Annotated in this window: 33 protein-coding genes and 1 riboswitch; of the genes, 19 read left to right on the top strand and 14 right to left on the bottom strand. The window is 38.0% G+C overall.

Annotated elements, in window-relative coordinates; translation table 11 throughout:
• Positions 1-89: 89 nt before the first annotated feature.
• A complete protein-coding gene (locus tag MKP09_RS17445) occupies positions 90-1457 on the bottom strand; it encodes a M20/M25/M40 family metallo-hydrolase (RefSeq protein ID WP_240831604.1) in 1368 nt (455 codons plus the stop codon).
• A gap of 327 nt (positions 1458-1784) precedes the next feature.
• Between MKP09_RS17445 and MKP09_RS17440 the strand changes: the two genes are divergently transcribed.
• Together MKP09_RS17440 and bshA are read left to right on the top strand one after the other, a co-directional pair.
• The gene (locus MKP09_RS17440) at positions 1785-2132 is read left to right on the top strand and encodes a glycosyltransferase (RefSeq protein WP_240831603.1); all 348 of its coding nucleotides are present in this window, start codon (positions 1785-1787) and stop codon (positions 2130-2132) included.
• The gene (bshA, locus tag MKP09_RS17435; RefSeq protein ID WP_240831602.1) at positions 2102-2911 is read left to right on the top strand and encodes an N-acetyl-alpha-D-glucosaminyl L-malate synthase BshA; all 810 of its coding nucleotides are present in this window, start codon (positions 2102-2104) and stop codon (positions 2909-2911) included. The genes MKP09_RS17440 and bshA overlap by 31 nt, the downstream gene beginning before the upstream one ends.
• 46 nt (positions 2912-2957) lie before the next feature.
• Here the strand turns inward: bshA and MKP09_RS17430 are convergent, their stop codons facing one another.
• The 5 genes from MKP09_RS17430 to MKP09_RS17410 form a co-directional block, all read right to left on the bottom strand.
• Positions 2958-3560, bottom strand: a complete 603-nt coding sequence (locus MKP09_RS17430) for a DUF417 family protein (RefSeq protein ID WP_317235437.1) — start codon at positions 3558-3560, stop codon at positions 2958-2960.
• 75 nt (positions 3561-3635) lie between these two features.
• Complete coding sequence (locus MKP09_RS17425; protein ID WP_240831600.1) at positions 3636-4211, bottom strand: helix-turn-helix domain-containing protein; 576 nt, start codon at positions 4209-4211, stop codon at positions 3636-3638.
• Between the two features lie 307 nt (positions 4212-4518).
• On the bottom strand, positions 4519-5184 hold the full coding sequence (locus MKP09_RS17420) for an ABC transporter ATP-binding protein (protein WP_317235436.1): 666 nt from the start codon (positions 5182-5184) through the stop codon (positions 4519-4521).
• Positions 5185-5333: 149 nt separating this feature from the next.
• On the bottom strand, positions 5334-5894 hold the full coding sequence (locus tag MKP09_RS17415) for an ABC transporter transmembrane domain-containing protein (RefSeq protein WP_240831599.1): 561 nt from the start codon (positions 5892-5894) through the stop codon (positions 5334-5336).
• Between the two features lie 139 nt (positions 5895-6033).
• On the bottom strand, positions 6034-6324 hold the full coding sequence (locus MKP09_RS17410; protein WP_240831598.1) for a hypothetical protein: 291 nt from the start codon (positions 6322-6324) through the stop codon (positions 6034-6036).
• A 303-nt stretch (positions 6325-6627) separates the two neighbouring features.
• Here MKP09_RS17410 and MKP09_RS17405 point away from each other — a divergent pair, with 303 nt between their 5' ends.
• The 3 genes from MKP09_RS17405 to MKP09_RS17395 all read left to right on the top strand — a co-directional run bounded on the left by MKP09_RS17405 (position 6628) and on the right by MKP09_RS17395 (position 8224).
• A complete protein-coding gene (locus MKP09_RS17405; RefSeq protein ID WP_240831597.1) occupies positions 6628-6879 on the top strand; it encodes a hypothetical protein in 252 nt (83 codons plus the stop codon).
• Complete coding sequence (gene hflX / locus MKP09_RS17400) at positions 6816-7814, top strand: GTPase HflX (protein WP_240831596.1); 999 nt, start codon at positions 6816-6818, stop codon at positions 7812-7814. The genes MKP09_RS17405 and hflX overlap by 64 nt, the downstream gene beginning before the upstream one ends.
• Positions 7815-7894: 80 nt before the next feature.
• The gene (locus MKP09_RS17395; RefSeq protein ID WP_240831595.1) at positions 7895-8224 is read left to right on the top strand and encodes a Rieske (2Fe-2S) protein; all 330 of its coding nucleotides are present in this window, start codon (positions 7895-7897) and stop codon (positions 8222-8224) included.
• A gap of 49 nt (positions 8225-8273) precedes the next feature.
• On the opposite strand, the gene MKP09_RS17390 is transcribed toward MKP09_RS17395, so the two are convergent.
• Genes MKP09_RS17390 through MKP09_RS17385 form a run of 3 tightly spaced genes read right to left on the bottom strand, consistent with a single transcriptional unit; the run spans position 8274 to position 9512 of the window.
• Positions 8274-9050 (bottom strand): YoaK family protein, encoded by a 777-nt coding sequence (locus tag MKP09_RS17390; protein ID WP_240831594.1) that lies wholly within the window; start codon positions 9048-9050, stop codon positions 8274-8276.
• Positions 9051-9054: 4 nt separating this feature from the next.
• The gene (locus tag MKP09_RS26545) at positions 9055-9186 is read right to left on the bottom strand and encodes a hypothetical protein (protein WP_262915496.1); all 132 of its coding nucleotides are present in this window, start codon (positions 9184-9186) and stop codon (positions 9055-9057) included.
• The gene (locus MKP09_RS17385; protein WP_240831593.1) at positions 9186-9512 is read right to left on the bottom strand and encodes a hypothetical protein; all 327 of its coding nucleotides are present in this window, start codon (positions 9510-9512) and stop codon (positions 9186-9188) included. The genes MKP09_RS26545 and MKP09_RS17385 overlap by 1 nt, the downstream gene beginning before the upstream one ends.
• 396 nt (positions 9513-9908) lie before the next feature.
• Between MKP09_RS17385 and MKP09_RS28680 the strand changes: the two genes are divergently transcribed.
• From MKP09_RS28680 to MKP09_RS28330, 9 genes are all read left to right on the top strand, one after another.
• Entirely contained in the window at positions 9909-10262 is a 354-nt protein-coding gene (locus MKP09_RS28680) for a DEAD/DEAH box helicase family protein (protein WP_317235398.1), read from the top strand.
• A 29-nt stretch (positions 10263-10291) separates the two neighbouring features.
• Positions 10292-11947: an excinuclease ABC subunit UvrB gene (uvrB, locus tag MKP09_RS17380; protein WP_317235397.1), complete on the top strand. Its 1656-nt coding sequence runs from the start codon at positions 10292-10294 to the stop codon at positions 11945-11947.
• 12 nt (positions 11948-11959) lie between these two features.
• Positions 11960-12682 carry a hypothetical protein gene (locus MKP09_RS17375; protein ID WP_240831592.1) on the top strand — a complete coding sequence of 241 codons (723 nt, stop codon included), beginning with the start codon at positions 11960-11962 and terminating at the stop codon, positions 12680-12682.
• Positions 12683-12690: 8 nt separating this feature from the next.
• On the top strand, positions 12691-12873 hold the full coding sequence (locus tag MKP09_RS17370) for a hypothetical protein (protein WP_240831591.1): 183 nt from the start codon (positions 12691-12693) through the stop codon (positions 12871-12873).
• Positions 12874-13747: 874 nt separating this feature from the next.
• Positions 13748-13844, top strand: a riboswitch (TPP riboswitch).
• A 34-nt stretch (positions 13845-13878) separates the two neighbouring features.
• Positions 13879-14514 (top strand): nicotinamide riboside transporter PnuC, encoded by a 636-nt coding sequence (gene pnuC / locus MKP09_RS17365; protein WP_240831590.1) that lies wholly within the window; start codon positions 13879-13881, stop codon positions 14512-14514.
• Positions 14495-14848, top strand: coding sequence for an acyl-CoA dehydrogenase family protein (locus tag MKP09_RS17360; RefSeq protein WP_240831589.1), 354 nt, complete (start codon positions 14495-14497; stop codon positions 14846-14848). The genes pnuC and MKP09_RS17360 overlap by 20 nt, the downstream gene beginning before the upstream one ends.
• The gene (locus MKP09_RS17355) at positions 14806-15009 is read left to right on the top strand and encodes a hypothetical protein (protein WP_240831588.1); all 204 of its coding nucleotides are present in this window, start codon (positions 14806-14808) and stop codon (positions 15007-15009) included. Before MKP09_RS17360 ends, MKP09_RS17355 begins: the two co-directional genes overlap by 43 nt.
• A gap of 23 nt (positions 15010-15032) precedes the next feature.
• Positions 15033-15413, top strand: coding sequence for a hypothetical protein (locus MKP09_RS17350; protein ID WP_240831587.1), 381 nt, complete (start codon positions 15033-15035; stop codon positions 15411-15413).
• Positions 15359-15571: a hypothetical protein gene (locus tag MKP09_RS28330; RefSeq protein WP_394801094.1), complete on the top strand. Its 213-nt coding sequence runs from the start codon at positions 15359-15361 to the stop codon at positions 15569-15571. The genes MKP09_RS17350 and MKP09_RS28330 overlap by 55 nt, the downstream gene beginning before the upstream one ends.
• 135 nt (positions 15572-15706) lie before the next feature.
• Here MKP09_RS28330 and MKP09_RS17345 read toward each other — a convergent pair whose 3' ends face one another.
• The 5 genes from MKP09_RS17345 to MKP09_RS17325 all read right to left on the bottom strand — a co-directional run bounded on the left by MKP09_RS17345 (position 15707) and on the right by MKP09_RS17325 (position 19035).
• A complete protein-coding gene (locus tag MKP09_RS17345) occupies positions 15707-16072 on the bottom strand; it encodes a hypothetical protein (protein ID WP_240831586.1) in 366 nt (121 codons plus the stop codon).
• Complete coding sequence (locus tag MKP09_RS17340; RefSeq protein ID WP_240831585.1) at positions 16060-16917, bottom strand: FUSC family protein; 858 nt, start codon at positions 16915-16917, stop codon at positions 16060-16062. Before MKP09_RS17340 ends, MKP09_RS17345 begins: the two co-directional genes overlap by 13 nt.
• 86 nt (positions 16918-17003) lie before the next feature.
• Positions 17004-17663 carry a YccS/YhfK family membrane protein gene (locus tag MKP09_RS17335; protein WP_240833294.1) on the bottom strand — a complete coding sequence of 220 codons (660 nt, stop codon included), beginning with the start codon at positions 17661-17663 and terminating at the stop codon, positions 17004-17006.
• Between the two features lie 8 nt (positions 17664-17671).
• Positions 17672-17914, bottom strand: a complete 243-nt coding sequence (locus tag MKP09_RS17330; RefSeq protein ID WP_240831584.1) for a hypothetical protein — start codon at positions 17912-17914, stop codon at positions 17672-17674.
• A gap of 41 nt (positions 17915-17955) precedes the next feature.
• Complete coding sequence (locus MKP09_RS17325; protein ID WP_240831583.1) at positions 17956-19035, bottom strand: mandelate racemase/muconate lactonizing enzyme family protein; 1080 nt, start codon at positions 19033-19035, stop codon at positions 17956-17958.
• Between the two features lie 132 nt (positions 19036-19167).
• Between MKP09_RS17325 and MKP09_RS17320 the strand changes: the two genes are divergently transcribed.
• The 5 genes from MKP09_RS17320 (at position 19168) to MKP09_RS17305 (ending at position 23048) form a co-directional block, all read left to right on the top strand.
• Positions 19168-19698, top strand: coding sequence for an SET domain-containing protein (locus MKP09_RS17320; RefSeq protein ID WP_240831582.1), 531 nt, complete (start codon positions 19168-19170; stop codon positions 19696-19698).
• A gap of 180 nt (positions 19699-19878) precedes the next feature.
• Positions 19879-20280, top strand: a complete 402-nt coding sequence (locus MKP09_RS28325; RefSeq protein WP_394801126.1) for a glycosyl-4,4'-diaponeurosporenoate acyltransferase CrtO family protein — start codon at positions 19879-19881, stop codon at positions 20278-20280.
• Between the two features lie 17 nt (positions 20281-20297).
• The gene (locus MKP09_RS17315) at positions 20298-20951 is read left to right on the top strand and encodes a hypothetical protein (RefSeq protein ID WP_240831581.1); all 654 of its coding nucleotides are present in this window, start codon (positions 20298-20300) and stop codon (positions 20949-20951) included.
• Between the two features lie 203 nt (positions 20952-21154).
• The gene (obgE, locus tag MKP09_RS17310) at positions 21155-22159 is read left to right on the top strand and encodes a GTPase ObgE (protein ID WP_240831580.1); all 1005 of its coding nucleotides are present in this window, start codon (positions 21155-21157) and stop codon (positions 22157-22159) included.
• A 28-nt stretch (positions 22160-22187) separates the two neighbouring features.
• Positions 22188-23048, top strand: coding sequence for a hypothetical protein (locus MKP09_RS17305; RefSeq protein ID WP_240831579.1), 861 nt, complete (start codon positions 22188-22190; stop codon positions 23046-23048).
• Positions 23049-23065 lie beyond the last annotated feature (17 nt).

Genomic DNA, 23065 nt, shown 5'->3' with positions numbered 1-23065 from the left:
AGACACTGCCCGTACACCTCGAAGAAAAATTGGGTTTAAAAGAAGCGAGGAAGAGAGCTAATGTGCTAAACTATTAATGGACACCCGACTTACAATCCATATTGATCTACCAAATATACCAGCGCCGCCATATTCACTGCGCCCAAATCCAGCTCTCTTTTATTAACTGCTTCAAAAACATCGTTAGTGGCGTGATGAAGATCGAAGTAGCGTTGAGAGTCGGGTAAAAATCCGCATAATGGTGTTCCTATCTTTTCTTTCAGCGGAGCAATATCAGTGCCGCCGCCACCGCGCATCAACTCATTGCATCCATAAGGTGAAATAAGTGGCAGCCATGTTTTGAGTTTTTCAAATTGCGCATCATCGCAATTAAAGCTAAAGGCACGTGGTGTAAATCCTCCGGCATCACTTTCAATAGCGAGTATATGTTTTTCATTTTTGGATTGCGCAACCTCCGCATACTTACTTCCGCCTCTTGCACCATTTTCTTCGTTAGCAAATAATACAAACCTAATAGTGTGTTTGGGCTTGTAACCCAATGCTGTTAAGGCGCGCAGCACTTCGATGGTTTGTGTGATGCCCGCACCATCATCGTGAGCACCTTCACAATTGTCCCAACTATCCAAATGGCCGCCGATGGTAATATATTGATCTGGGTTTTCGCTACCTTTCAATTCGGCGATGATATTATTTCCTTCTACATCGGGCAGAAAATGGCCATTGGTTTTAAGTTCGACACGAATATTGTTATTGAATTTTAATTCCTCAGCCAGCCAGTCCGCATCTTTTATGCCAATTGCCACGGCAGGTATTTTTGCATACATCGAATCGTAAGCCAACATGCCAGTGTGCGGAATATTATCAGTGCTATGGCTCATGCTGCGAACAATAACACCAATTGCTCCATATTTAGCCGCAAGCGACGGACCCTGACTTCTGTATTTAACTGCATCACCGTAAGCTTCAAAGGTTCTAATATATCTGGGATTGAATTTATAATTGTAGAAAACGATCTTTCCTCGTAACTGTTGCTTTTTAGCTTCCAGTTCTTCAAAATCGTTCACTATTACTATCGGAGCTGTTATACCCTTTCCTTTTGTTCCAATCGAATTGCCTAAAGCAATCACATTAAGTTGTTTCTTTTTTCCAGCTATGTTAGCTGTCGCTTCATCTTTACCGCCGCGCACCCAATGCGGCACCATTACTGGCTGCTTAAAAGTATTGGAGCTACCAGATTGTTGCAGCATTTTATAACCCCACTCTTCTGCTTTATACATTCCGGGCGAACCGGCCAGTCTTGCTCCAATTGTTTTTGTAAGTGTTCGCAAATTATCATAAGTTTTGCCGTTCAGTAATATTTCATCTGCTATTTGCCTGATAAATGCTTCGTCTTTTGTTTGCGAAAAGCAGGCAACACTAAAAAATAAAAAGCCAAATAAAAACAATTTGCGTATCATGATGTTATGGTATGTGATTTGAGTAAAGATAATGTCTGAACCTTGATTTATTTGATTTTATGGATTGAGGGATGGATGAAGTTGACAAGTTGAAAGGTTGATAAGTTAACAAGGTTTTGCGTACATCGTACATTCCTGTTAATCTTCTAATCCTACAAATCATGGTTCAGACAATAGCGATCGAATATATAGGATGAGCATTGCACCACAGGTGAAGTGAGTGACACAAGATCGATGAGTTATGTTCCTCTGCTGACTCAATAAAAAATAATAATCTGCTAAAATGCAGGAACCATTTATAAATATAGAAACGGTTATCTTTAACACATGCGAATAGGTATTGTTTGCTACCCTACTTTTGGTGGCAGTGGAGTATTGGCCACGGAACTGGGAAAAGCGTTAGCTCAAAAAGGCCACCAGGTACATTTTATTACGTATCAACAACCGGTAAGGTTGAGTGCTTTTGTTCCTAATATTTTTTATCACGAAGTACAGGTGCCAACATATCCGCTATTTGATTTTCCACCTTATGAAACTACATTAGCCAGCACTATGGTTAATGTAATTAAGACCAATAATCTTGACCTGCTGCATGTGCATTATGCTATTCCGCATGCTTCGGCAGCTTATATGGCTAAAAAATATTGCAGGAGGAAGGCCGCGACATTCCTGTAATTACAACTTTGCATGGAACCGATATAACGTTGGTGGGCAAAGATAAAATGTATGCTCCTGTTGTGTCATTCTCTATTAATAAAAGCGATGTTATAACTGCGGTTTCCAAAAATCTGCGAGAAGAAACTTATGCCACTTTTGATATTAAAAAAGATATTGAAGTGGTTTATAATTTTATTGATGTAAATCGTTTTAACCGTAAGCCATTCGACGCTTTTAAGAAAGTGCTGGCGCCCAATGGTGAACGTATTTTATTACATGCATCTAATTTCAGGCAGGTAAAAAGGGTGCAGGATGTGGTACAGGTTTTTTATGAAGTACAAAAACAAATGCCCGCTAAATTATTATTTGTTGGTGATGGGCCTGAGCGACAGAATGCCGAACAGCAGGGCAAGGAGTTGGACATATTTGATAAGATGACCTTTGTTGGTAAGCAGGAGCAAATGGAAGATATTTTTGCAGTTTCAGATTTATTCCTGCTTCCATCGGAATATGAAAGTTTTGGATTAGCTGCTTTAGAGGCGATGGCATCTAAAGTGCCGGTTGTTTCATCTAATGCCGGTGGACTTGAAGAAGTGAATATAAACGGAGTTACAGGGTTTACAGCTAATGTTGGCGATGTAAAAACAATGAGTGAAAAAGCGTTGGAAATTTTAAAAGATGATGCAACGCTGAATGCATTTCGCGAACGAGCTTTTGAAAATGCGCAACAATTCAACATGGATGCGATTATCCCTCAATACGAAGCTATTTACAGGAGGTTTTGTGTAGATTGTTAGTTAACGAGTAGGTTTGGCAAGTGGCGAGTAGGACATGCCCCACTTTTTATTCACTATTTCCTACTCGCTGGTTCAATATTTTTTGAGCACTATTTGATGCAATTATAAGGCCGCCTGCCAACATTATAATATCTTTTATAACCAGTCGCCCGGCACCCGACAGATAAGGAAAACCATATTCGGGTGTGGGAAAATCTCCTCCTAGGTCAGGCACATAAACCTCAGGAGTTGTTATTAAAAAAGAAAGAGTGACGATGCTCATGACTATTGTTGATAGACCTCCAATAAGTCCGGCTTTAGGAAACCAAATGCCCAATAAAACCAGTAACCCTATTATTACTATTACAGTTCCCAATCCGTAAGAGAATACATAAGTGCCATTATTTTTGTGCCAGTCAATATTTTTCTGAACAGTTTTTCCTTCCGGATTTTTATGTAGTGTATATTCCGGAACAGCCATGCCTTTTTCATTAAGCGCTGTTTTACCGGTATTGTGATAGAAAAAGTTCATAAAAGGACTGTTGATTACAAACGGAACAATACCGTCTGCTTCGTACTGAAATGCTTTTAAGCCACCAATCCAGGCCATTACAATAAATATGGAAACTCTGATAAAATTTATAAATCCAGATTGTGCTGATGCTAAAATTTAATCATCTCTTCTTTTTAGTTTTTTACAAAACTATAAAAAAGCAGATGGTGCAAAAATGGACAAATACGGAAATTACATAGATTGTTTTGCCACAATAGAAATGCCGACTCTTTCTCTGAATTGCTTGGGAGAAACCCCAACCTGTTTCTTAAAATACCTGCTGAAATAAAACTCATCATCAAAATTTAACCGGGCTGCAATTTCTTTGATGGGATCAGTTGTTAGATGAAGCAGTTTTTTAGCTTCTAACGCAACCCTTTCCTGGATTAGTTTTGAGGGGGATTTGCCAAAGCGGTGTTTTATTTTTTTGCTAAAAGCACTTGTAGAAATGCCTTCTTTTGCAGCATAGAATGAAACGTCTTTTGATTGTAAAAAGAAAACCTCTAATATGCTTTGAAAATTTGCTGTGGCTTCAATACCATCTTCAACATCAGCAAGATTTTCAATCTGCTTTTGTTTTTCTCTGCTGCACAAAGCCAAAATTAGCTGGAGGTATGTTTTAAGAATAGAATGATCAAAACGGTTTTGCGAAGCGTTGTAATACTTCATTTTGTCAATAATTAAATTAACATCCTCAAATATCTTTTCCGACATCGATACATGTGGTTGCTGATATATATTATTGAAAAGAATTCCGTTACAGGCCACTTCTTTTTGTGATACTCGATGCAATAAAAATCGCCATGAAAAACAAGTACATCAATTAAAACGGACGCAGAGTGGATCCATTCAAAAGATTGATAGGGAGAAAGGAATAGCAGTGTTTTCCCATTACATTTATATTCTGTAAAATCAACAGAAAAAGAAACCTTCCCATCAAAAGCGAGAATGTAATAATAGGGCTCGCTTATGCGTTTAGAAAAACCTGAAGATTCGACTTTTTTAATTTCGTATAACTTATTCAAAATATCAGTCTGAAAATATCAGTATCAAAAAACCGCTCAAAAAGATGTTATTAATACATCTCCTGCATATCTACCAGCTTGCGGTAAATGCCACCTTCAATTTGCATCAGTTCGTGGTGTTTGCCACGTTCGGCAATCTCACCTTTGTTCAGCACAATAATTTCATCGGCATTACGTACCGTGCTCAGGCGGTGTGCAATAACTAAAGAAGTTCTGTTTTGCGTCATATTATTAATAGCATCCTGCACCAGCCTTTCGCTTTCGGTATCTAAAGATGAAGTGGCTTCATCCAAAATTAATATCGGAGGATTTTTTAATACCGCACGGGCTATGGTAAGGCGTTGTTTTTCGCCACCGCTTAGCTTACCGCCTCGGTCACCGATATTGGTTTCAAATTTTTCAGGCTTTGCTTCTATAAAACGATACGCATTGGCAACTTTGGCTGCATTCTCAATTTCTTCCTGGGGAGCGTCCGGATGGGCCAGTGTTATATTGTTTCCTATTGTATCATTAAATAAGATGGGCTCCTGGCTTACAATGCCTATTTTTTCGCGTATGCTTTGTATGCTGTACTCTTTAATGCTTATACCATCAAACAAAATTTCGCCATCAGTAACATCATGGAAGCGTGGAACAAGGTCTGCCAAAGTGCTTTTACCCGCACCGCTACTGCCAACTAAGGCAACGGTTTTTCCTTTTGGAATAAAAAGATTGATATTTTTAAGGATCGGGGTTTCGTTGTAAGAAAAGCAAACATTTCTGAATTCAATACCTTGTTCAAAAGATTCAAGCTTTTCGGTTCCGTTATCTTCTACATTAACAGGTGTATTTAATATTTCTTCAATACGCTCAACAGCTGCAGAGCCTAATTGTACATTAAAAAAGAAGAAGATAAGGTTTTGGCCGGGTTGATCATCATCGCGAAGATCGCAATAAAAGCTATCAGGTCACCCGCAGTTAATGAGTCGCCGGTTAAAATAAGGTTAGCCCCAAAATAAATGATAATGCACAAAACCGATACGCCCAATAGCTCTGTTAAAGGTGAAGCCAAGTCTCTTCTCGCAGCCATTTTTTTATTAATGCCCAGCAAAGTATTATTTAACGACACAAAGCGATTATTCAGAATTTTCTCTGCACAAAATGCTTTTATAATGCGAATACCGCCCAGCGTTTCGTCCAGGATCGACAGTGTATCACCAACCCTTAACGAAGCCGCATTACTTTGTTTTTTTAATGTACGGCTAATGCGTCCTATTACAAATGCAGTAGCTGGCAAAAGAATCAGCAAGAACATAGCAAGGCTGGGACTAATAGCCACCATGGCCACCAGGTAACTGATGACGGATACCGGGTCTTTAATCAAACCCTCCATTGTATTAATAATGGAACTCTCAACCAACGCTGCATCATTCGTCATGCGGCTCATAATATCGCCCTTTTTTGCTCCGAAAAATAACCAACAGGCAGCGACACTACTTTAGCGTACATGTCATTTTTCAAATGAATAATAATAGAACTTCTTACAGGTACTGACAAAAGCGAAGAAAGATATAAAAGTAGATTTTTTAAAAAACAGAAGCAATAACAAGAACACAGCAAATTAACACAGCCTGCATCTGGTGGCCACTATTTACCAGTTGCAGTAACTTCTCTCCCAAAAAATCTCCTCCCGGAAGTTTCTTAAGAATATTTTGGCCGCCAATACCAGGCTCGTTAAAAATGATCGACATGAGCGGCGCTAACATACCTAAAGAAACAACTGAAAGTGATGAACCAAGGATGGTTAAAGAAATATATAACGCGATCTTCCCCTTGTATAAACCTATGTATTTGAATATCCTACTAAATTTTTTCAACTTATTCTAAATTTAAAAGCCCCCAAAGGTAAAGATTTACAAATTGTACTGTGGAAAACAATAATTACACCTTTTTGTTCCCAGCTTTTGAACAATTATCAGCAAAATTGCGTCGCACTCTTGTACAGCAGAACAATGCTCATCCATTCTGCAAGACGATTGATTGAGGATAATCCTTTACCAATAACAGAAGATATTTTATTAAAATGCCTAAACTTAGATGCAGTACGAAGTTGTGATAACGCTCTTTCAACATTTAAACCTTTCAACTTTTTCAACTTGTATTAACTTTGCACTTTCAATATGTTAGATAAAAAGAATATTATACAGGACAAAGAGGCCGCCATTATTGTTGGCGTAGTGCAGAAAGAGCAAACGGAGCAACAAGTAAAAGATTACCTTGATGAACTGGCTTTTTTGGCTGAAACTGCAGGTGCCGAAACGAAAAAAGATTCGTTCAAAAACTACAGCATCCAGATTCCCGCACTTTTGTGGGAAAAGGTAAACTGGAAGAAATACGCCAGTATGCTATCGCCAATAACATCCAGCTGGTGATCTTTGATGATGAACTTAGTGGAGCCCAAATCAACAATATCCAAAAGGAACTGAAAATAAAGGTGATTGATCGCTCAGATTTAATACTTGATATTTTTGCCCGTCGTGCTAAAACAGCGCAGGCACGTACTCAGGTGGAGCTGGCACAATATCAATATATTTTGCCTCGCCTTCGCGGTATGTGGAGCCACCTGGAAAGACAGGGTGGTGGTATTGGCTCAAGAGGTCCTGGCGAAACGGAAATAGAAACCGACCGGCGTATTGTGCGTGATAAAATTACTTTGCTACGCAAAAAACTGGCTGAAATAGACAAGCAGGCTTTTACACAACGTAAAGATCGCGGCGAATTTATTCGCGTAGCATTAGTAGGTTATACCAACGTAGGCAAAAGCACCATTATGAACCTATTAAGCAAGCGTGATGTGTTGGCCGAAAACAAATTGTTTGCAACGTTAGACACAACGACCAGCAAAGTTGTTTTTGAAACAACACCTTTTCTTTTAAGCGATACGGTTGGGTTCATTCGCAAGCTGCCGCATCATTTAGTAGAAAGTTTTAAGAGTACACTGGATGAGGTTCGCGAAGCAGATATTTTATTGCATGTAGTTGATATTTCTCATCCTAATTATGAAGACCAGTTAGCAGTTGTAAATAAAACTTTGCAGGAGCTAAAAGCCTTTGATAAGCCCACCATTACCATTTTTAATAAGATGGATTTGTATGAATCTCAAACCTTTGACGAGTGGTTGGGTGATGAAACGAAGGAAGAAATATTGCGCGATTTGTATGAAAGATGGCAAAATGAACTTCAGGGAAATGTGGTTTTCGTTTCGGCAACCGAGCGCATGAATGTGGAAGGGCTAAGAGAAACTATTATGAACAAAGTAAAAGAACTTTATACAATTCGCTATCCTTATAAAACGATGTTTTATTAAAGTTTATGATTCATGGTTGATAGTTCATTGATTTACTATGTGTCACCTATCAACCGTCAACAGTCATCTGTCAACTTGCGATGAACAAACAACTCACCTGGCATTTATTTGCTTTACACTTAAACGAGCTAAACTTCAATCACGAAAATCTGGTAGAAATAAAAGTGGACGGTAAGCAATTATGTATTGCCCGTGTTAATGATAAAGCATTTGCCTGCGCTGCTAAATGCCCGCACGCCGCCGCATCGCTTTCATCGGGTTATGTAAATGTGCAGAACCAGATTGTATGCCCTTTACACCGCTATAAATTTAATTTAGAAAACGGCCGTAATGTTTCCGGTGAAGGCTATTTCCTAAAAACCTATCCGGTGGAAGAAAGAGAAGATGGGTGGTATGTGGGGTTATATTGAGAAAACACTTTGATCGGCCAAAGTAGCCATAGATTCTATTCACTTCCTGTTATGACCGCGATTTAGTATAAGATGGCACCAAAACATTTTTTTGCCGCCTGTTAATGCGAAAACGTTTCAACTTTACTATCCACAGTTTGTAAGAATCGTATAGAATTACCACCAGCAGGAATGCTCCAATAATATAAAACATTTTGAAATGTAGTGTTTTATAAAACAGAGCAAATAACACTCCTCCTGTAACATAAGAAATAGCGATAGAAGCTATTAAAGTGGCTTTGTCCCTCATTTCTTTTTTTCTTCTGAATTTTTTGCTGGTAAACATAGCGGCCAGTATGCCGAGGTCTGTAGTCGCTCCCGTAAGGTGCGTGGTTTTTACCGCAAAGTTTGAAATGCTGGCTGTAAGCCCATTCTGCAAACCCATTGCAAATAACAGAAAGGATAACATTATTTCAGACTCTTGTAAGGTGCCGTTATACCAATAATCGCCATAAACACCAACTGCTAAAAGGCAGCTGAGTTCTAATAAAAGCGGAATAGCATGTGCCAGATACTTGTTCTTATCCGATAGGTTTATTACTATAAAGTTGGAAACAAAACATCCAAAGAAGTACAGGAATATCCATGAACCTACCAGCGCTATTTGGTATAGGTCGCCATTTGCCAGTTCTGAAGCGAAAATGGCAAAATACCCTGTAACATTAGATGAAAAAGAAAGAAATAATAGCAAGGAAGCTACATTTACCATACCCGCCACTAATGCCGTTAGTATCCCCAATTTTACATTATCGCCTAATGATCTGCTATTGCTATATTTTCGTAACATGTTTTTATATTTTAACACAACTTACCTTGGCAATACCACGTATACCGGCGGCAGTAACAAAATTTAGCTCAAGGCTATCGTCAGTAAGTTTTGAAATATTATATTGCTCAATCTCGTTGTTTGTATAAGTAACCATTAAAATGTTTCCACGGCCTTTAATTTTCCATCTGGCTGATTTTTTTCATTTTTATTACTTAAAACAAGTGTTCCATCCGGTCTAAATATCCAGTTTTCAGCGCCGACTATGCCCATATCTGCTGTAGACATTTTCTTGATTTTTTTAGGTGTAGCAGATGACGCTTTTCCCACGTGTGCACTATAGTACACCCTTTCGTATTCCCAATGTATTTCTTTCCAATTTCCAAGAATTACTGTTTCCGGGTTATGATACGATTTAACGGTGAACGATAAACAAGCTAGCACCGCGAATACTATTGATATAATAATGATTACATTTTTCATTCGTATATTTTTTGTTTTGCGGCTACGCCGCGATTTTCCTGGTCGAATGGAACGCTATTTAAATCGCCTATATGAAAAAAATTACATGGGCGTTTCATTGTTGCTTTCCTTTGTATTTATGCGCTGCCGTACATTACAGCTGCGGTAATGCAAAACTACTTCGGGGATATTAGAACGATATAAAGCTCAAATTAGAATACGATTAGAAAAGAGCGGCTGTATATTAAAAGCACATTAAAAATGTAGCTGATAATCATTTGAGTGTCATCTTTTTCTTAAAAAATATTAAATACTATTTCTAATCGCCTCTCGGGTTTTAATCCTTAAAAAAGCACTGTAATGAGCGGTCTAAATTTATTTTCTGTAATTTGTCATTTTTATAATCAGTAACAATCCATGCCTTTCAACCTCCATACTCCATTTGCTCCTGCAGGTGATCAACCTTCCGCTATTGCTCAATTAACCGAAGGTGTGCTCGATGGTGAAAAATACCAGACATTATTAGGTGTAACCGGGAGTGGTAAAACTTTTACTATGGCCAACGTGATACAAAATACACAAAGGCCTACGTTAATCATTACTCACAATAAAACACTGGTAGCGCAGTTGTATGGCGAGTTTCGGCAATTTTTCCCTGATAATGCAGTGGAATATTTTGTTTCTTATTATGATTATTATCAGCCCGAAGCCTACTTGCCGGTCAGCGATACATATATAGAAAAAGATCTGGCAATAAATGAAGAAGATTAGATAAGTTAAGATTAAGAACGATTACCAGTTTGTTAAGTGGCCGTCGCGATATTATTGTTGTTGCTTCGGTGAGTTGTATTTACGGTGCCGGTAATCCTGCCGATTATGAAAATAGTATTATTCGCATCACCCGCGGACAAACCATTTCCCGTCAGGCATTTTTGCATGGCCTTGTTAATTCTTTATACAGTCGAACTACAATAGAATTTACACGTGGCAGTTTTCGTGTAAAAGGAGATACGGTAGATATTAACCTTCCTTATGTAGATCATGGTTATCGCATTACATTTTTTGGAGATGAAATTGAAGAGATAGAAACGATAGAAGTGGCTACAGGCAAGCGTATCAGCAAAATTGAAAATGCGGCTATCTTTCCTGCCAATCTTTATGTGGCTCCAAAAGATATGATTCAACAAGTCATTTATGAGATACAAGACGAGGTGACGTCACAGGTTGAATATTTCAACAGCATTGGAAAACTAATAGAAGCACAGCGAATTAAAGAACGGGTGGAATATGATATTGAAATGATCAAGGAGCTGGGTTATTGTAATGGAATCGAAAATTATTCCCGGTTTTTTGACAGAAGAAGCCCAGGTACAAGACCTTTCTGTTTGCTGGATTATTTCCCGAAAGATTATTTAATGATCGTTGATGAAAGCCATCAAACCATGCCGCAAATAAGCGGTATGTATGGCGGCGACCGAAGCCGCAAGCTAATATTGGTGGATTATGGCTTTCGTATTCCATCGGCTTTAGATAACCGTCCTTTAAATTTTCATGAATTTGAAAGCCTGCAAAATCAGGTCATTTATGTATCGGCTACGCCGGATACTTATGAATTAGAAAAAACAGGAGGCGTTATTGCAGAACAGGTGGTTCGGCCAACCGGTTTATTAGATCCGCCCATTGAAGTGCGTCCCAGCATTAATCAGATTGATGATTTGTTAGATGAAATTGATAAACGCGTAACAAAAGGCGACCGAGTTTTGGTAACCACTTTGACCAAACGCATGGCCGAGGAAATGGATAAATATCTGCATCGCATCAATATCAAATCAAAATATATACATAGCGAAGTAGATACGTTGGAGCGTGTAGAAATATTGCGACAGTTGCGTTTGGGCGAGATAGATGTGTTGGTTGGTGTAAACCTTTTGCGCGAAGGTTTGGATTTGCCCGAAGTGAGTCTGGTGGCTATTTTAGATGCGGATAAAGAAGGATTTTTACGTAACGAAAAATCATTAACCCAAACAGCAGGTCGCGCTGCGCGCAATGTAGACGGTTTAGTTATTTTTTATGCTGATAAAATAACAGGCAGTATGCAGCGAACGATGGATGAAACAGACCGCCGCCGCGAAAAACAAATTGCGTATAACATCGAACATAATATCACACCACGAACCATAACCAAATCAACGGAAGATGTATTTAAACAAACCAGCGTTTTAGACATTAAAGGATTTGATGAGAAAGAACCGCTTGCTATTGGTTTTGATGAAGATTTAATTACGGTTGCTGCCGAAGAAGAGGTGGTTTACAAAACCATTCCGAAAATGGAAAAAGCTATTTCCAAAACTAAAAAGGAAATGGAGAAAGCCGCGCGGGATCTGGATTTTATGGAAGCAGCAAGGTTAAGAGACGAAATGTTTAGGTTGCAGAAAGAGTTAGAAGGGATGAAATAAAAATCTATTTCTATGAAAAGCCATTTTAGATCAAGTCTATTCTTTTTTATTGTAGCTAATTTGTATTGCTTTGATGTGAAGGCGGATTTGCCCGGAACAGCGTACCAATATGATCAATATTCGCAAAAAGGAAATGTGTATTTTCGATCAATCCCTTTTTATTGGCTTGATCTAACAGATTTTGGGAAAACGATTGTTTATGACACCAAAACAAATAATGCTTTATATAAAGTTGAAAAATATATGCCGGTAGGATCTTTCATATCTAATAACGGTAAAACAATTATTTCTATCATCGACTGGATAGGACAATCGGAACCCGAAAAAGAAGATGTACTGAACGTATTTCTTGATGGAAGAAAGATTAAAACATATACTATCGGCTCGTTCATGAAAGAAAAGCTTACAATTACCTATACAACATCACACAGTTATTGGTATAAAAACATTTTTATGAATGACGACACTCTCTTTATTCAGACACTCGATGAACAGGTAATATTACTCGATGGAAATTCAGGAAGTATTTTAAAAATATCTGACGAGGAGCTGATCACACAACGGTTTGATATGGAAAAGCTACCTCTTGCAAAGCGGATTGTTTACGATAGTATTAAGTATCCTGATAGAAATACTATTCCGAATTTGAAAAATGGAAATTCTTTTACGAAATCTTTGTTGAGGCACTTGAAAAAAAGGAAACGGAAAATTATGATAGTGCTACATATTACGTAAATATTTCTGTGATAATTGATAGAAATGGGAATGCCGATATTTTTTATTTGAGAGCCAATGATAAGAAACAAGGCAAACCTTTTTCAGTTGAAAAGATAGAAGCATGGATAAGAAAGCAGAAATTCAAGACTGACCTTATCCCAATTAATGCTGATAAATGGGTTTTTGAAAAATATTTTTATTTATTTTAAATGAAAAAGTCAATAATCGTTTTCTTGCTTTTTTTGCGGAAAGATCTATTCACAATCGTCAGTACCCGACACGATTGAATTAACAAATCTAATTACTAAACTATCAGATTGCTGTAAAGACATAAAAGGAAGAGTCCTTTCTGATACGCTTAATCGTATGGAACATATATCTAAAGTAATTATTAAAGGTACGTTTGATAATATAATATACATCGGCAAAGATTCAACTTTAAATAACACATATACACCATGCTCATATTCAGCAGTAATTCGAGACAGTCTAAATGAAAATGATGCTAAAATATTAACAAGAAGCTGGAAACAGAAGCTTCACACACTTACTGATGAGCAAGCCATTTTATACTCAAATGATTTAAGAGGCTTTAATCAATAGAGCCTTTACAGATTCATTACAGCCTAAGGAAAGATGACTTGGAACTCATGGTTTACCGAGTTCAGCGCGAAGACAGAAAACTATGGTTAGTGGGATTGTTTTTTGTAAAGAGACCTTAAATGCTCGTGTGGTTTAGATTTCCAAAATGATTCTTTCGCGTATTTTATTTTCCGAAGTAAAATATTAATGGTTTCTACTTATCAACATATCGCTAGCTTTAAATTGCGTCAAATATTTTTTAATTCTGGCATTAACGAAACCTATTTCATTTTCCTGTTTTTGTAACTTCCTCCTTCGCTGTCTTCCACGCCAAAAACAGGTCTTCATTGCTTTTTAATGCCTGGCACAATCGCTCTTCCGGCGATTTCTGCAACCATATTTTTTAGCTGGAATTTTTTATATGTTCCGGCGTGTCTTGCGTTTTTTAGTAAATTCATGTCAGTAAAATTGCAAACTAAATTCTTTATTACTCCTATCTTTGCCTCACTCATGGGGTGCCTTAATATTACGGGCTGAGATCATACCCAATAACCTGATCCGGATAATGCCGGCGTAGGGACATAGATTATTCCGCTTTCTATTGCATCTCGTGGGTTTTAAATATTGTTTTAATGATGAACCTGAGCGAGTGGATTCAAATTTTTATTAATCAGTTAAAAGCTGTGCCAGTTCTGGAATGGCTGGGCGTTAGTTTTGGTGTGGCTGAAGTTTTATTTGCCAGGGCAAATAAAATCTGGCTTTATCCATGCGGTATTATAGCTGTTGTTATTTCAACATACATATTTTTTCATTCTGGGCTATACGCAGAAAGCGCGCTGAATCTGTACTATTTTGTGATGAGTGTATATGGATGGTGGTGGTGGGAAAAACGTAAAGGCCACGCAGCGCCGGATGTTACTCGTGCCAATAAAATGGATTGGGTCAAAACAATTGCAATTGTTGTTGTCGCTTTTATTACTTTATATCTCGTTCTGATAAACTTTACAGACTCGACTGTTCCTGTATTTGATTCTTGGGTAAGTGCTACAGCGTGGGCAGGCATGTGGTTACTTGCCAAAAGAAAGATTGAAAACTGGATATTACTCAATATCAGTAATGCTTTTGCCATTCCATTACTTATTTACAAAGGCTTGCCCTTGTATGCTATATTAACCCTGTTTCTATTTGTTATAGCTGTGATGGGTTATATAAAATGGAATAAGATCATTAAACAAAAAGAAAAAGTAAATGCCTTTAGTTTTGAATAATCAACGGATCAACCGTTTAAGAAGCCTTTGTGCCGATGCTGAAAAGAAGAATGCATTAACGCCGTCTTTATTAGAAATTATCTATACAGAAAAATGGTTTAAGCTGTTTCTGCCGAAAGAATACGGAGGATTAGAGTTAAGTCTGCCAGATGCTTTGAAATATGAAGAGGAGCTAGCTTACATTGACGGAAGCCTTGGCTGGACGGTAACACTTTGCGCTGGAGCGAATCTTTTTGCTGGTTATATAAATTATAAAAAATCTCGGCAAATGTTTTCCTCAAAAAAATATGTTTGGGTGGAAGCGGCGCTGTTGGCGGCATTGCAGAACAAGTGAAGGATGGTTATGTTGTTAATGGTTTTTGGAAGTATGCGACCGGCGCTCCCCATCTTACTCATTTTACAGCCAACTGTTATATTCAAAAAGATGGTAAACCTATTTTAAACGAAGATGGTTCGAAATCAATAAGATCTTTTTCTTTAAGAAAGAAGAAGTAGCCATACATCCCGATTGGAACACGATGGGCCTGAAAGCTACTGCTGGACATAGTTTCAGCGTTAAAAATCTAAATGTAGATAGTGATCAGAGTTTTTTAATTGATGAAAATTATACAACATTAGATCAGCTTATTTATAAATATCCTTTTTTGCCATTTGCAGAAACAACCACAGCCGTGAATACTTTAGGCATGACCCGCCATTTTTTTGAACTGGCTGAACAAATCCTGAAGGACCGGAAAGTTAAAATTGGTGCGCAAGATTATGAAACTGCAGCAAATGAAATAATCATCCAGCAGAAAAAAATACTGACATTATCTGAATCGTTTTATCAATCTGTGCAAACCTCTTGGAGCGAGTTATTGGCGAAAGAAAAGATCTCAAAAAAAGCACACAGAAAATAAGTGTTATTAGCAGGAAATTAGCAAAGGCTTGCCGGGAAAGCGTTTCAGCCATTTATCCTTATTGCGGTTTAGCTGCTACTTCACAACATTCTGAAATTAATCGGGTATTCAGAGATGTTTTCACCGCCAGTCAGCATGGGTTGCTGGCGTTTGCCTGAACCAGGGGTTATCAATGTACGGTGTACGATGTACGTTGCATTGCCTAAGGCAAACTTTGCGACCTTTGTTTGCGAAGAGCAGGAATACTTCTTTGCGAACTTTGCGTTAAAAATGTTTAAGATTACATTAGGTTATTATCCAAAATCTTTAGCCAGTTTTTTTATATCTCCGGTAATTCGGCTGATAAATAAAAACTGATCTACAACAGGCTTAAACTCTACAAGTACGTTTCTTGTTTCAGTGTCAATAAGGCCTTGCTGCAATTCTCTTCTTCTTTTTGAAACCAGTTCTTCCAATTCGTCTTTAAGTTCAGAAGGTGCGTTATGTGATGTCTCCTGCACTTCCTTGTGTTCTATTAATAATAAAGCTTCGTTTAGTTCGGCAATAATATCATCTTTTATAGAATGAAAATCTTCGTTCTCGTATTTATTCGTAAAACTTCTTGCAAAGCCTGCCAGTGATACGATATGGGAATTAAGCGTATAAATCAACACCACCATTTGATGTATTTTTTGATGTCGCCTTGTTTGCTTTTGGGTTCATTCATCATACGTGTAAACCCACCTGATAAATTAGCTTGTTCAATAAACGCTTCCTTGCGGCTCAGCTTATAATCCAAATCAATCAGTACGTTTGTGGCAAAAGTGGTGGCGACCATTTCAAAGTAATGCTTCGATGCCTGCAGTGCTTTTGTAACATAAGTGTTAAGCTGTGTTTTTTCCCATGAAGGCACTAATATATATGCCGCAATGAAAGCGATGATAGAGCCAACCGTTGTATCAATAAGGCGGCTTTTGAAGATCTCATAAAAACTGTGGCTGTTAAGAAGGTAGAAAAAGATCATAATATAGGCCGTCATGAAAATAACGCTGATCAGGTATTTGGTTCGCATGAAACTATACGTTATGATCATCAGGATGATCATTGCCGCAAATTTCCCGTTTTGTGTTGGAACAAGAAATAATAAAGTCAATCCGCCTAAAGCCCCAACAAATGTGCCTATAAGCCTTTGATAATTTCTTTGTCGTGTAACACTATAAGTAGGTTTTAGAATAACGATGATGGTGAGCAATACCCAATAGCTGTGTTGTAGTTGCAGTAGATGCGCTACCACATACCCAAGGACACAGGCAAGTGTAACCCTTACTGCATGCCGGAAACTATTTGATTTTAAAGAAAAATTTTCTTTGAGGATCTCAATATCCAAATCGGTTTTTGTTACAAAGTGCTCATAACCGCCTGATAGTTTATATTCCTTTATTTTTTTACGGTCATAGCGAGTGTAATGATGTAAAGTATAAATGCGAAGTGTGATCTCTTCCACTGATTGTAAAAGCTTGCGCATGTTTGAAAGTGAGTCAAATGTTTCCGGTGTCCGATATTTTTTTACAAATGCTTCATATTCCGTTTGAAGCAGTTTTAATTCATTATTCAGTTTTCGCGATGCTTTTGGTGGGCGGCGCTTTGCACAGAAAGTCCGATCTGGTGCAGTTCGTCTACAATTACATACACCATTCGCTGAAAGGAGCTCAATATTCCACTATCGTCAAAACGCTTATGCATTGCGTCATAATTGTAGAAGGTTGCGGAAGATTTTTCGAAAAGATCAATGGACTCAACAAATATGATCAGCAAAGTGCGTCCCGTTACGGTAGATTCTTTAACAATGTTCCTGCTTTTAAAAAGCATTTCGCGCAATAATGTTTGCTTATCCTGAATTTGCTGCTGTTGCTCCATCAGCATTTTGTAGATCTTGTCGTAGTCCGTTCCCTTGTCATAAAAGAGTGCGCGCGTACCAAAATAATCTCCAATCGCGATGATATTATCTCCAAGCGCTTGTTGAATAATTTTGTATGGTCTTACACCAAATAGAGCCAGGCTTAACATCATATACCACAAACCGCCGGCAAGCAGATATAAGCCATGAATAAGAACGGCCCAGCCATCGCCTTGCATGTCAAGCGTAAGAATCATGATCAAAATGCCTGCAAATCCGATTGAATTAATGCGCGATCCGTACGCACCAATTATATTCAGCAAAAAACAAAAAACAGCAATCCCTGCCCCAAGTAGTAATACGTGATGGTTTATAAAACCTGTTATAACAGATACAAAAAAATAAGCAATGCAGTTGCGAGCATGCCGTTGCGGCGCTGGTGAATAGGCCCCGGAATGTCAGAAACACTTACGGCCATTGCCCCAATGGAAAGTATTAAACCTGTTTCCAGTTTATCAAAATAACTGAAAGCAATCGCTGGCAATGTAACTCCGATGGTGATACGGATGGCTTCGTTAAAATAATAACTTGTTACAAATTTTTTATATTCTCTGATGTAATCCACAATTAAATATTAAGATAGAACCATTAATTCTTTCAGCAAAGTTATTTTAATCTCGCTCCAATACCCGGCTCGTCTGGCAATTCAATAACACCATTTTGTTTATAAATGATACCACCTTCCACCAGGTCTTCGCTAAACATCAGCGCCGTATCAAAATCAAAATAGACAATATTGTCGCTGCATAAAGCCAGATGAGCAAAGGTTGTCATACCAATGCGTGATTCGAGAAAGGCTCCGATCTGTATTTTCATACCTGCAGCTTCTGCAAGCTGTATCATTTTTAATGCTTTAAAAATACCGCCGCTTTTGCCCAGTTTAATATTGATCAGATCGCAGGCTTTTAAATCTATTAAGCGTTGCACATCATTATGGTCACAACAGGTTTCATCGCTCATAATTAGGATAGGGCTTTGTTTCCTTATTTCGGGTAATTGCATAAAAGCCCAACGCGGCAGGGGCTCTTCGCAGTGTTGAATATTGTAAGGAGCCAGTGCTTTTAATGTTTCAATGGCTTCATCAAATCCCCAGCCCTGATTAGCGTCTACACGAATAGGAATGTCGTATCCAACAGCTTCCCGTATTGCTTTGATGCGCTGCACATCTTCAGAACCATTTTTACCTATTTTAACTTTGATAACAGGAAATCCATTTTCTTTAATTTTTAACGCATCTGCTGCCATCTTTGTTGCATCGCCAATGCTTACGGTGTAATCTGTGGCAATAATTTTAAATTTACTTCCTCCCAAAAATTGATACAATGGTATGCCTGCATTTTTAGAAGCCAGATCGTAAAGCGCCATATCAAAAGCGCTTTTGATACTGTTGTTGCCATATATGAGGCTATCCAGTTCGTTGATGCGTTGCTCCATTTCTAATGCGTTCTTACCCAACCATGCCTTTTCAAAATAACCAGCTACAACCAAACCCGTTTCAGCAGTTTCGCCATTAATGCTCATAAACGGGCTGCACTCGCCCCAGCCGGCGAGTCCTTGCTCTGTATGAATTACCACCACTACATTATCTGCGCTGTAAATAGGTCCAAGTGAAATAATGAATGGTTCCTTTAGGGGAACAGATATTTTATGGAGCTCAATTCGGGAGATAGTCAATGATGCATGCATGTTTTAAAATTACGTTGTTAAGTTGATAAGTTTACAAGTTGATAAGTTGAAAAGGAACATATCATGTTAACCTGTCAACATATCAACTTGTCAACCAATTACAATATATTCGCATCCAAATTTATTCGCTGCATGAGTTTACCTGCAAAACATTTGAAAGTAAAAGCCTCAACCATCCCTCAGTCTGGAAAAGGATTATTTATTGCGGTTGATGTGCCCAAAGGCTCTGTTATAACTGAATATATTGGCCGCCGGGCTACCTGGGCTGAGGTGGAAGATGATGCAGACAATCCCTACATTTATTACATTGATGATGAAAATGTAATTGATGCTTCTAAAGACCTGAAATCTTTGGGGCGCTATGCTAATGATGCAGCGGGCCTTACACGTGTTCGTGGATTAAAGAACAATGCGGAATATCATGAAGAGGACAATAGGGTTTTTATAAAAGCTAAAGCCAACATTCCGGCGGGTAGTGAAATATTTGTTTCTTATGGCCGTGATTATTGGCGGCAGGTAAGAGATAATATTAAGTTAGACACGGCTGAAAAAAGTAAGGCAATTTTTTGTCCCGGCTTCAGTGCTACTATCAACGGTATTGCCACGCTCGGTTTATCGTCCCGATTATATTTAAACTCCATTTCCGTCTTCCTTCTCCTTTAGGAGAAGGTGGCTGAAGGCCGGATGAGGCACAAAATCGTGGTAGTTTATCCTGAGCTTTTCGAATCGCACTCTTTAACAATTGTGCAAAATTGTTAACCAATAACTACAATTTTAAATGCGGTGATATATAAATATCTAACATTTAGTATTTCAATATCATTTATTTCCTGGATAGTTGGAATGACTATAAATGCTGTTATAAGAAAAACAAAATGCTATGACAGAGGTTTATCAAATCTAAATTTTATTAAAAGTGAAAAGCTGAACCAACTTATTGGGCTTGGTGCTTTCAAGTGGATTGTAAAAAATACATTTTTTAAATTTTTTAATCAAAAGCTTAAACTAAAAAGGAAAGTTGAAAAGGCCGATTTAAATAAATTACGAAATGAAATGACAATTTCTGAAATAGATCATTTAATCGGATTTAGTTTCGTAACTATTTTTGCCTTAGTAAAATTTTTTAATTTTCACTACTTACTTGGTTTGATTATTATCTTGATAAACATACTAATGAATTTATATCCCTCACTATTACAACAGGAGAATAAAAGGCGAATTGATAAGTTGATAAAAAAATTGTAGCTAAAATATTCTAACCTATGATGCTTACCTACAAAAAAATAATCCTGCTTGTTTTGGTTTGCCTTGTTGTTAACATCAACGGGTTTGCCCAAATCAACATCGCTAATGAAGAGGCTAAGTGTGCCGCGCTGTATAGTAAACTCTTACAATTTCGGGGATCCAATTTCGACAGCACATATTTTTATTCGGAAGCATTCGAAAAAACTTTTATCAAATTGATCACCAATAATCCTGCTACTTTTAACCATAAATTTGAAAAGCTAACAGGCCGCGGTATTGGTTTTATAAGAATTTCACCAGATCAAAAGCTAAAAACATATAGCTGGGATACCTGGCAAGGCGGAACGGCCCACATGTTTAAAACTATTCGTCAATGGAAGGCAAATGGCAAGGTCTACTCTGAAGTTTCGCCAAATACACCCGAAGATTTTGGAAGCTTTTGCTCTAAAATATTTACTGTTCATATTCGTAATAAACCTCATTACCTGGTAATTACTAATAGTATTTTTTCAACTAAATATTCTAGTCAAACAGTTACGGCTTATGCTATTAACGGCAATAACCTAAGCAAAAGTTCTATTTTCCACACAAAAACGAAAACACTGCATACAATACCTGTCGATTTTGATTTTTTTAGCGTTGTGGATCGTCCTGAGCGGCGCTGGAGTTAATTACTTACGACAAAGAAAAAAGAAGTTACTCATCCCTTTGGTAGATGAGAAGGAGCAGGTAACAAAAAAGTTCCTTGTTTACCAGTTCACGGATCGGGGTTTTAATTACGTAGGTGTTCAGTGATCTTCAGCAACACTTTTAGCTTTTATCCGCGTCTTTAAGCCTTAGGCTTATCTTTGCCGCATATCAATTTTTATAGAACGTGGAGAAAAGCAATTTTGTAGACCAGATACGTGTTTTTTGCAGGAGCGGGCATGGCGGCACCGGTATCAAACATTTTTTAAGAGATAAGTTCACTGCAAAAGGTGGACCCGACGGTGGTGACGGTGGGCGTGGTGCGCATATTATTTTGAGAGGTAACCGCAACCTGTGGACTTTGTTGCACTTGCGTTATCATAAAAACGTATTAGCGGAAGATGGTGAAAGCGGCGGGCATAACAAATGCACCGGCCGAAGCGGAAAAGACATTATTCTTGAAGTGCCGCTTGGAACTGTTGTTATGGATGAAGAAACAGGCGAAAAAGAAGTAGAGATACTGGAAGACGGGGAGCAGGTTATTTGGCTGCCAGGCGGTAAAGGCGGATTAGGAAATCACAACTTTGCAACACCAACAAATCAGGCTCCGGAACATGCACAACCCGGTTTGCCCGGGGTAGAAGGCTGGAAAGTATTGGAGCTAAAAGTGTTGGCTGACGTGGGTTTGGTGGGTTTTCCTAATGCCGGTAAATCTACTTTACTTTCGGTAATTACAGCAGCAAAGCCTAAAATTGCTGATTATGCGTTTACCACGATTACTCCTAATTTAGGAATTGTAGAATATCGCGATGGGCGAAGTTTTTGTATTGCCGATCTTCCGGGAATTATTGAAGGAGCGGCAGAAGGTCGTGGCCTGGGACATCGTTTTTTAAGACATATAGAACGCAACCCGGTATTGCTTTTCCTGATTCCAGCCGACAGCGATGATCATCGAAAAGAGTTTGAAGTGTTATTGAACGAACTGGAACAATACAATGAAGAATTACTGCACAAAGAAATGCTGATCGCTATCAGCAAAAGCGATATGCTGGATGATGAGCTAAAACAGGCCATCAGCGAGGAAATGCCAAATAATATTCCTCATTATTTTATTTCTTCTGTTGCACAAAAAGGATTAATGGAGCTAAAAGATGCTTTATGGAAATCGCTTAATGAAAAGGAAGAAGAATAGATAACATGCTTTAATTTTTTGTTTTGCAATGGAATTTGTAACCGTTTCACAAGCTGTTAAGAAGGCAGGTATGATGATTGCGTTACCTGTTTGTATTGTGCTGTGTTTTCCAATGATTATTATGATAATAATGAGCACGCTGTTTAGCATTGCTCCGCTGTGGGGAATCATAACAATAGTGGGCTCTTTTATTTTAGCGATTTTAACCGGCATGTATTGCACCCTTAAATGGGAAATTTGGGCTTTGAAAAATGTTGCAGATGTGCACGCCTTGAAAAGTAGAATTGAAAGCCAGCTTTTCAGTACAGGATTCCCTTCGAAATGGATAATAGGCAGTAAACATGATAAGGAACTTATAAAACAACTTTGGGAAGATAGGGCATTAAGAAATCCGGTTTATAAGCCTGCAATATCATATGATTACACATTGCCAGAGGAAATGATAATCACCGGCTCCAGAATGCAGAACGCTATTCTTATTTTTTGCTGTGTTGGACTAATTTACATTTCTTCCACTAGTATTTTCGCAAAGGTCAAACTTTCTATTATTGTAGCAATAGAAAGTCTAATTGGCTTGTATTTTCTATATAAAACAATAGCGCCAGCTAAGAAATTTACATTGTCTGCTAAAGGTATATGGACTAAAAAAACGGGAGTTATAAATTGGGAAAATGTCTTCAAAATATATATATGGGACGATATAGGGCAAGGCTTTTCCAAAGTGGAAAAATTTTCGGTTATACAAAAAGGTCTAATAACTCAAAAGAAGAAAGCTGTAGTTTTTGCAATTAAAGATATTAATATTTCGTCGTCTCGACTAGAGTATATTATAAAAAACTACCTTTTTGTTTATAACAAAAAAGCTATTAACCCTCTTTATTTTGGATAATATTAGTTAAGATTGTC

The sequence above is a fragment of the Paraniabella ginsengisoli genome, from assembly GCF_022513635.1.
Lineage (GTDB): Bacteria > Bacteroidota > Bacteroidia > Chitinophagales > Chitinophagaceae > Niabella > Niabella ginsengisoli.
The sequence above is the reverse complement of the archived record's forward strand: the minus strand, read 5'-3'. Positions and strand labels throughout refer to the sequence as shown.